This is a genomic window from Methylobacterium sp. Leaf113, assembly GCF_001423325.1.
In the GTDB taxonomy this organism is placed as follows: Bacteria; Pseudomonadota; Alphaproteobacteria; order Rhizobiales; family Beijerinckiaceae; genus Methylobacterium.
This window is the reverse complement of sequence record NZ_LMNJ01000033.1, coordinates 20,372-28,214: the sequence shown is the minus strand read 5'-3', so window position 1 is coordinate 28,214 and position 7,843 is coordinate 20,372. Positions and strand designations below refer to the sequence as shown.

Below are 7,843 nucleotides of genomic sequence, written 5' to 3'. Positions count from 1 at the left end.
CGCGCGGGCACGGACCTCAGGAGAATACGGTGGGGTTCGCTTCGTCATGGCTCCATCCTCTCAGGAGTTGGAGCCTCCGGGAAACCCGGGGCGGTTCATCCCACGCATAGCTGCGCGGGTTCAGTCTACCTGAGGCATGACGGAGATCGCGCTACCGATGGGCAAGGCTCTGCCGTTCCGGCAGCTTCTTGGTTGGTTTTGGTGGCAAACCTGTCCCCAGAGTTATCCCCTTATCCGTGGGATGCATCGCTTTGCACCCTATGCCTGATTGCCATTGGGGCTTGGGCTTATCCCCACGGTGGGAGGCATCTCCCGCACGCGCGCCTCTACGCATCCACGCCTGCCATTCGCGACTGATGACGCGCACTAGGTTCGGGCTGTTCTTCCGGCCCTCGTGGCGGCGCTCCTCAATCGTCACCAGCCCGTCGCCCTCGGCCAAGCGGATGGCCGCCTGCGCCAAGCGCCTGCAAACCCCGGCTCGGGCCGCGATGGCATCGATGCAGAGGCCGCACACACCCTTGGCAGCAACCTCGTCCCCAACGATGCGGAGGACTGCCCGCTGCCCCTCCGTGAAGCGTGCAGCGATCTGAGGCGGCAGGGGACCGGAACAGGCCAGCAGCCGGCGTCGCTCCAAGGATGCAGCTCGATCCGTGCTCCTGAGGCTCCTACGCGGCGGGAACAAGCTCGCACGCCCCGCCGGGATGCCGATCGGTCGGATGCCTTCCCGGATGGCGCTACGGCGCCCATGGAGGCGTTCGGCGAGTATCTGGGCCTCATGGTCGCCCACGACCCCTTCCCCGTGCCCCCGCCAGAGCTGGCGCGATAGTTCGTCCATCTGCGCGAGCGTTCGCGCGCCCTCAATCGCGGCCTGCATGGCGGCGTGAAACATCGGTCCCGGTCCCTTACGGGCCGCGGTCAGGCACAAGGCACGACTTCACCGTTGACGGAATTGGCGTTCCGTCTTGACACCCAGAGGGGTCATATGGCTTGTGGGGGACTGACAGCGGCCACCACAGGCCATTTCGATTTCGCGGCCCTCCAGTTTGGCGACTGGGGGGCCGTAGTCGTTTCAGGGTCTATCTCGCGGCGGTGATCTCTCCTGATGCCAGCTTACGACTCGCCCCAAAGGGCGAACGCAGCCAGACATGCCATGTCGCGTGGCGGGCATGGTTAAGTCAACGGTAGGACCTGCCCGATCCATCGCCACCCGGAAGCCAAGCCCCCATGACGAGTGATGACAGCGGCGCCCGGGATCGGCGTGAAACGAAGGCTGCCAAGCATCTGGAAAGGGCTCGCGCAGGGGGCGAGGCGCAAGCTGACTACGACGCGACCCAGCAGGCCACCGAGGACAAGACAGTGCGCCTGAAGGCCCTGAGGCTGGCAAAAGAGAAGGCCGACAAGGCTTAGAGCCGACGCACTGCACCTTTCCGGCTGAGCGGTCTTATCTAAGGAGATCTCAGCGGGCGGGCGTTTACCATGTGGTACCTCTACGGCTTCGTCCTGCTCGCGGGCGTCGCTAATGCCGTTCAGGCTGGTCAGAACGGTACCTTGTCTAAAGGACTGTCGCAGTCGCTGACCGGCGGACTCGTGGTTGTCGCCGGCACGGCCACCTGCATCCTGACCGTGGGCCTGCTCACGGGGCGCCTAACATGGCCATCGCTCGACCAAGCGATCCAAATGCCCTGGTGGGCTTGGTTCGGCGGCATCATGGGCGGAGGCATCATTCTCGCCCAGTTCTTTATCGCCCGGCAGATCGGAGCTGCGGCCTTCCTTGGGCTGTTCGTCACCGCAGGCGTCGTCACGTCGGTCCTGCTGGATCATTTCGGATGGGTCGGCTTCGACCAGCACCCAGCTAGTCTGGGGCGCATCGTCGGTGCCATCTTGATCATCGGGGGCGTAGCACTCGTAGGTCTCTGCTGAACCCAAAGTTGGATTAACCCTCGTTATGCGACCCGACTTTCACCCAACGGGGCAATCCGAGATGGTTAATTTTGTTTTGAAGCATTCAGAACACAGGGTCTTTCGTACAGTTGGTGATGGAAAGGATTTTCCATGCGCTTTCAGACTGCACTCCTCGCTTTGATTTCGCTTGGCTCCCCAGCTCTGGCCCAATCCGCACCTCCCGGACGTTTTGGCGGTGGTCAGAACGATACTCTGCTGAATGAGCTACGCACTGCGCCGGTACCCAAACAGGCTCCAGACCTGGATACTATGCAGCTTGCATCCGCTCAGCGTGAGCGAGCTGCCTCAATGGAAGAAAAGACAAACGGCCTTTGGCAATCTTGGACAATGTCGATCTGCGAGGGGTGCGGAGATACCCCTTCTTACAAGAAGACCGTCAGCGATAATTTTGCCAATAAGAAGCCTCGTTACGCGACTGGCTCGGAAGGTAGCGCATTGAGACGTCAAGCTCTTACGTCGAGCTCAAGGACGCCGGATAAAGCTCCCCACAGCCTCTATGCGGACCTCTCCACCGAGAACATCAGCCAGATCCGCCGGATGCCTGGGCAGTAGGCGTCTCAGTGTGAGGACGCCAGGACATCAGGTGGTCGGTAAGGCAGCGAGCGGAGGGTAAGCCTCATCTGCGTGGCGCTCGCCAGCCGGCCGCTTTGGCCTCGTCCTCCGAGCAGAACATGCGCTCGCCGGCGCGGTCGTTGACGCGGGTCCGCTCGTAGTCGCTTGAGCCAGGCAGGTGGTAGATCCGCTCGCCGCCGGCCGAGATGTTGCCTTTGATGTTGCAGCCGCTTGCCTTGCTCGGCGGCGTGACGGTCTCAGGCCGTGAATGCTCGCCACCGGCGCGCTTCTCCCGGCGCCACTCCGACGGCTCCTGGAACGTGCCCGCCCAGATGCCAAGCCGGAGGGCTTTCGCGGTGTGCTCGGCGTTGGCGTAGTCCTCGGCGTAGCGCCGGTAGGCAGTGGCGTGGCCCTGGCGGACCATCCAGGCGTTCAGATCTTCGGCGTCGGCGCGGCAGACGGCGACGACCCGGCCGTAGCGGTCAGTGTCGCGCGGATCGCAGGTCACGAGGCGCTTGCCGATGTGATCGGACAGGGCCAGCGCCGCCGCCTGGCCGCAGCGGTAGTCCTTGCCGGCGACGTCCTTGCAGACCTGCGCGCTCTCGGGCGCGTCGATGCCGTGGAGGCGGATGCGCGTTCCTCGCACCTCCAACGTGTCGCCGTCGATCACCGAAGCGCGGCCGACGATCGGATCGGCAAGGGCCGGCGTGGCGAGGAGCAGGACGAGGAGGAAGGGCCATGAACGCATGCGGAGGCTCTACCATACTGGAAGGCACACCTTATTGGGCCGTAGGCATGAGCGGCGCCTTATCGAGGATTGGTACCGGGAGCACCGAAAGATAGCGGAGCCGATCGAAAGCCTAACCCGAGCCATGCGCGATATCTGCTGCGCGTGATGAGTTGTAACTACCTGCGTCGTGCTTTGCGTTTGGTGCTGGTTCATGGCGAGAAACGACCCGACCTTCATCCGCTGAGCGCAAGTTAAGGCATTTTTATTTTGTCACGGAAGCGTGATTTAAAGCATCGCCGGAAAATAATTAATAATCGAAACTTTTATATAATGAGGGACGTAGTGACCGTAGATGAAGAAATTTTTGAACTGTTTTGGGAGATCTGATGCGCGTTCTGTGCCTCATCCTCTGCGCAACGTTCGGACTTGGAAGCCCTGCCTTTAGTCAGGGAAAACGCCAGCCTCGTCCTGATTTACCCCCCACATCCAGCGCCACCAGCGACGAGAAAGCTGCTGAAATAAAGAAGGCGATTGAGCGCGGACAGGCACGGCAGCGAGCTACCGACGAACGCAACACGCGCATTTGGCGCCGGTGGGACTTCGCCGTCTGCATCGGCTGCGGACCAATGCCTAAAGGTTTTCGAACCGTCTACACCACACCAGCTCGGGTGCTGGCTGGCTTCATAGCGGCCGATGATGACGAGCGGCAACGCGGTCTCAGGCTTTAGGAGAGGCGATACCATTATCTGCGCCCCAGCGGCCCGGCCAGAGCGCTCGAACAACCGTTTTACTCAGCCGTTGGTCTGGAATAAAAACCGGAGAGGAAACGATGGGCGAGAACAAGCAAGACCCGCTGGACGTCCCGATGGATCAGGTGATCACGAGGGACGGGAGTAGCGATCCGAAGGGCTCCGAGCCCAAGGGTGACGCCGCTGAGACCAAGAAGATCGCGGGCAGCCACACCGGGGAGACGGCAGATCCGGCTGAACGCTTCCCCGAAGAGCCCGAAGAACAGAACGACCTCGCCTGATACTGCCTGCGCGGCCCGGGCACCGTCGATGTGCGCCGGGCCTATCGTTTCCCGGTGTACTCCTTGGATTACCCCCAGCCGACGGGCTCCGGACACTTTTGCTCAAGGATACGATCGAACTGCGTGCCGCTGCCGGCGAGATGAATGCATCGCCGGATCTCCCCGAGCTGTTCCACCGGAGAGGCGCCCACGACCTGCGCCGCGGCCGTGACCTCCCGCAGAATGCACTCGAACGCAGCGCTGGTCATGCCCAGACTTACGGCGACCGCCTCAAGCCGATGGAGCTCGGCCGCTTCCTCGCTGAAGGTCATGCGGTTCCCTCTCGAACCCGCGCCCCCGGGCGATCCTGGCGGACGTCGGTGAACGCCTTAGACAGCACCGCTCTGCCGTTCTGGTCGTAGACCTCTACCCACCAGGCGGACCAATCCAGGTGCCCGCCGTGTGCCATGAGGTCGAGGGCGACCCGCTCGGCCTGGAGTCGCACGAGCGCCAGCGTCGGCAGCCGCCGGCCGCGCAGATCGGCGACGAGATCGTGCCCATCCGTGCAGTGGAAGCGGTAAAGCCGGGTCGGCATTGGTCTTCTACCCCGCACTCCACAGGCGTCCACGGCGCCTTTTCACGGCTTGGCCGTTTCGATTGAACCACGCCCGGCGATGCGCTTTGTTCCCGTTGTGTTCTAGCAGGAACCGGACGCGAGATGCAGGCCCAACCCAACGACCCCCCTGTGGACATCCGCTTGACCGAAGCGGAGACGATCGCGCTCGCCTACCATCGCGCCGCGCGCGGTGACGCCTGGGCTGCCCTCGTGCAGTCCGTCGAGGATGCGTTGGGTGATCTCGCCGAGGCCGAGCGCCGGACCGTGCAGCAGCGCCGGCTCATCTCGCGCGGCTACATCCGCGACGGTGCGATCTACCCGGACGACGGCCGATGAAGCTGCTGCAGGTCGCCGAGCTCGCACTCCATAGCGCCGGCACGGTCCGCATTCCGATCCAAGGCGCCGCGCTGTGCGCCGGCTTCCCGTCGCCGGCCGACGACTTCCTCGAAGGCTCGCTCGAACTGCCGCGCTGGCTGGCACCCAACCCACCCGCGACCTTCGCCTGGAACATCTCCGGCGACAGCATGCGCGGGGCCGGCATCTTCGATCGGGATCTGGCGGTGGCCGATCGCAGCCTCAAGCCCGGCAACGGCAGCGTCGTCGTGGCGATCGTCGACGGCACCATGAGCCTGAAGCGCCTCGTCATCGAGGGCAACGTCGCGCGGCTTGCCTTCGACAATCCCGACCTGCCGGCCTTCGCGGTCGAGGATCTGATCGAAGGCGAAATCTGGGGCGTGGTGCGTTTCTCGATCCGCTGGCACGTGGCCCGCGCCGGACTGGTACGATGAGCCGGGCGATAGCGCTGATCGACGGCAACAGCTTCTACTGCTCGTGCGAGCGGGTGTTTGATCCCAAGCTCGCCCGCGTGCCAGTGATTGTGCTGTCCAACAACGACGGCTGCGCCATCGCCCGCACGGCCGAGGCCAAGGCGCTCGGGGTCAAGATGGGCGATCCCTGGTTCAAGATCCGCCAGCAGTGCCAGCGCGAAGGCGTGCGGGTCTTCTCCTCGAACTACCCCCTCTACGGAGACATGAGCGCCCGTACGAACGCGGTCTACCGGGACTTCTCGCCGGCCGTGGAGATCTACTCCATCGACGAGAGCTTCCTGGACCTCTCGGACGTGCGCGATCGGGACCGGGTGACGCTCGCGCGGGATCTGCGCGCCACGGTGCGAGCCTGGACCGGCATTCCGACCTGCGTCGGCATCGGTCCGACTAAGACGCTGGCGAAACTCGCCAACCACATTGCCAAGACGATCCCGGATCTCGACGGGGTGTGCGACCTGACCGACCCGGTAGCCTACGATCATTGGCTCTGCCGGATCTCGGTGGCCGAGGTCTGGGGTATCGGCCGGGCCTCGCTCGCCAAGCTGATCGGCCTCGGCGTGGATACGGTCGCCGATCTGCGCGACCTCGATCCGCGTCCGGTGCGGAAAGCCATGACAGTGGTGGGCGAGCGCATCATCTACGAGCTGCGCGGGTTGGCCTGCCTGCCGCTCGAACTCCTGCCCGCCCAGCGCAAGGGCTGCGCCGTCACCCGCTCGTTCTCCCGCCGCATCACCGAGCGTGAAACGCTTGAACAGGCGGTCGCCGCCCACGCGACGCGGCTCGGCGAGAAGCTGCGGCGCGGCGGCCTCGGGACCACGCACGTCTCGGTCTTCTATCACACGAGCGAGCACGACCGGGGCGACCCGATGCGGTCCGTCTCAACGACCGTGACGTTGCCGGAAGCCACGAACGACACGCTGGCGCTGATCAAGGCGGCGCAGGCCGGCGTGGCGCGCACCTGGCGCGAGGCACCGGGCGATCGGCCCTGGCGCTACAGCAAGGCCGGCGTAGTCACGACCGACCTGAAGCTCCTCGAGGATGCGCCGCGGGCGCTGATCGGTCAGCTGGGCCGCGAGCGTAGCGCCCCGCTGATGGCGGCCATGGACGCCTGCAACGCGCGCTTCGGCCGGGGCGCTGTCGTGCCAGCCCGGGCAGGGCTCACGGAGAAGCGCACCTGGTCGACGAGGTTCGAGATGCGCAGCCCGCGCTACACCACGCAGGTAGCCGAGCTGCCGACGGCCCACGCCTGAGAAACGGCGCGCCGCTCGGTCTCCCGGAGCTCCAAAAGTTCGCAACCCCGCCTCACTGTGGGGCCGACCCCGCCGGCGTCAGCCGCCGATCCAGGCGAGCAAGCCGGCAATGCATGCGCTGGAGGCCAGAATGCCGACCAGAACGACCACCATGCACATCAGGAAGTGCCCGTGTCGGCGCTGCTGATGCTCGATCTCCGCCGGTGATGAGCGGTACCGATGGGGCTCCTCGGGCATGCTCAGTTTCCCAGCGCGTCCGTATGCCCTTGCGCGATATGGCGGGCGGTCTCTCGGCCGACCTCGATGAGGAGGGCTCGAACAAGGGTCTTCAGCATCTCCAGGTCGAGGCCCTCGGCGATCACGCCGATTTCCGTGGCGTGCGCTCCGATCCTTACGATCGGGGCGACGCCTGTGTTTGGTTCGGTAAACGCGTCAGGCATCAGCAAGCCATCCGATCAATGCATTCTTAGATTGCATACAGTTCGGATGGGTATCAATGGCCGAAAACTAACGTCCGAACCTCCAGATCGGCACGGCGCCGATCGGCCGCCCCGGTGTGTCTCGATAGTAGGTCGTGTTCACGAACCGCATGCGGGTTTCGGCGATCCCGGACACGCGCTCGGCCCCGAGCACCAGGGCGCCGCAGAAGTCGGGGCGGACGGTGCCGACCTCGGGATGAACCCCGAAGATCTCCAGCGTGGTCCAACCAAGGGCGACCGCTTCATCCGCCCAGCGATCCAGGAAGTCGACGCACGCCTCGTGCGCGCCTCCCCACGATTGAAGGGTGAAGCCTGGGCATGGGACGACGCTGGGACGCAGATCCAGGAAGCCTTTGCGCCAGAGCGCGGGGTCGGCAGGGACGAGCTTCGGTTTCGCTGAGGCTGACATGGGGTCCGG

The 7,843-nt window shown here is 64.6% G+C and carries 14 protein-coding genes; 8 read left to right on the top strand and 6 right to left on the bottom strand.

Going from position 1 to position 7,843, the window contains the following annotated elements; translation table 11 throughout:
* Window positions 1–1,224: 1,224 nt before the first annotated feature.
* From ASF60_RS16620 to ASF60_RS24655, 3 genes are all read left to right on the top strand, one after another.
* On the top strand, window positions 1,225–1,407 hold the full coding sequence (locus ASF60_RS16620) for a hypothetical protein (RefSeq protein WP_056187350.1): 183 nt from the start codon (window positions 1,225–1,227) through the stop codon (window positions 1,405–1,407).
* A gap of 69 nt (window positions 1,408–1,476) precedes the next feature.
* Complete coding sequence (locus tag ASF60_RS16615; protein WP_056187347.1) at window positions 1,477–1,920, top strand: DMT family transporter; 444 nt, start codon at window positions 1,477–1,479, stop codon at window positions 1,918–1,920.
* A gap of 132 nt (window positions 1,921–2,052) precedes the next feature.
* Entirely contained in the window at window positions 2,053–2,514 is a 462-nt protein-coding gene (locus ASF60_RS24655; protein WP_156634210.1) for a hypothetical protein, read from the top strand.
* A 64-nt stretch (window positions 2,515–2,578) separates the two neighbouring features.
* Here the strand turns inward: ASF60_RS24655 and ASF60_RS16610 are convergent, their stop codons facing one another.
* Window positions 2,579–3,262 (bottom strand): thermonuclease family protein, encoded by a 684-nt coding sequence (locus ASF60_RS16610; RefSeq protein WP_056187344.1) that lies wholly within the window; start codon window positions 3,260–3,262, stop codon window positions 2,579–2,581.
* Between the two features lie 368 nt (window positions 3,263–3,630).
* On the opposite strand from ASF60_RS16610, the gene ASF60_RS24650 reads away from it, so the two are divergent.
* Window positions 3,631–3,972, top strand: coding sequence for a hypothetical protein (locus ASF60_RS24650; protein WP_156634208.1), 342 nt, complete (start codon window positions 3,631–3,633; stop codon window positions 3,970–3,972).
* A 101-nt stretch (window positions 3,973–4,073) separates the two neighbouring features.
* Entirely contained in the window at window positions 4,074–4,274 is a 201-nt protein-coding gene (locus ASF60_RS16605; RefSeq protein ID WP_056187340.1) for a hypothetical protein, read from the top strand.
* Between the two features lie 68 nt (window positions 4,275–4,342).
* On the opposite strand, the gene ASF60_RS16600 is transcribed toward ASF60_RS16605, so the two are convergent.
* Window positions 4,343–4,585, bottom strand: a complete 243-nt coding sequence (locus ASF60_RS16600; RefSeq protein WP_056187335.1) for a hypothetical protein — start codon at window positions 4,583–4,585, stop codon at window positions 4,343–4,345.
* A complete protein-coding gene (locus ASF60_RS16595; RefSeq protein WP_056187334.1) occupies window positions 4,582–4,848 on the bottom strand; it encodes a DUF6894 family protein in 267 nt (88 codons plus the stop codon). The genes ASF60_RS16600 and ASF60_RS16595 overlap by 4 nt, the downstream gene beginning before the upstream one ends.
* Before the next feature lie 162 nt (window positions 4,849–5,010).
* Here ASF60_RS16595 and ASF60_RS16590 point away from each other — a divergent pair, with 162 nt between their 5' ends.
* Genes ASF60_RS16590 through ASF60_RS16580 form a run of 3 tightly spaced genes read left to right on the top strand, consistent with a single transcriptional unit; the run spans window position 5,011 to window position 6,946 of the window.
* Entirely contained in the window at window positions 5,011–5,205 is a 195-nt protein-coding gene (locus ASF60_RS16590; RefSeq protein WP_338011511.1) for a hypothetical protein, read from the top strand.
* Complete coding sequence (locus ASF60_RS16585; RefSeq protein ID WP_056187328.1) at window positions 5,202–5,657, top strand: LexA family protein; 456 nt, start codon at window positions 5,202–5,204, stop codon at window positions 5,655–5,657. The genes ASF60_RS16590 and ASF60_RS16585 overlap by 4 nt, the downstream gene beginning before the upstream one ends.
* On the top strand, window positions 5,654–6,946 hold the full coding sequence (locus ASF60_RS16580; protein WP_056187325.1) for a Y-family DNA polymerase: 1,293 nt from the start codon (window positions 5,654–5,656) through the stop codon (window positions 6,944–6,946). Before ASF60_RS16585 ends, ASF60_RS16580 begins: the two co-directional genes overlap by 4 nt.
* Before the next feature lie 78 nt (window positions 6,947–7,024).
* Here the strand turns inward: ASF60_RS16580 and ASF60_RS24645 are convergent, their stop codons facing one another.
* The 3 genes from ASF60_RS24645 to ASF60_RS16570 all read right to left on the bottom strand — a co-directional run bounded on the left by ASF60_RS24645 (window position 7,025) and on the right by ASF60_RS16570 (window position 7,834).
* On the bottom strand, window positions 7,025–7,183 hold the full coding sequence (locus ASF60_RS24645) for a hypothetical protein (protein WP_156634206.1): 159 nt from the start codon (window positions 7,181–7,183) through the stop codon (window positions 7,025–7,027).
* A gap of 2 nt (window positions 7,184–7,185) precedes the next feature.
* Entirely contained in the window at window positions 7,186–7,386 is a 201-nt protein-coding gene (locus tag ASF60_RS16575; RefSeq protein WP_056187322.1) for a hypothetical protein, read from the bottom strand.
* Window positions 7,387–7,453: 67 nt separating this feature from the next.
* On the bottom strand, window positions 7,454–7,834 hold the full coding sequence (locus ASF60_RS16570; protein WP_056187319.1) for a hypothetical protein: 381 nt from the start codon (window positions 7,832–7,834) through the stop codon (window positions 7,454–7,456).
* Between the last annotated feature and the right edge of the window lie 9 nt (window positions 7,835–7,843).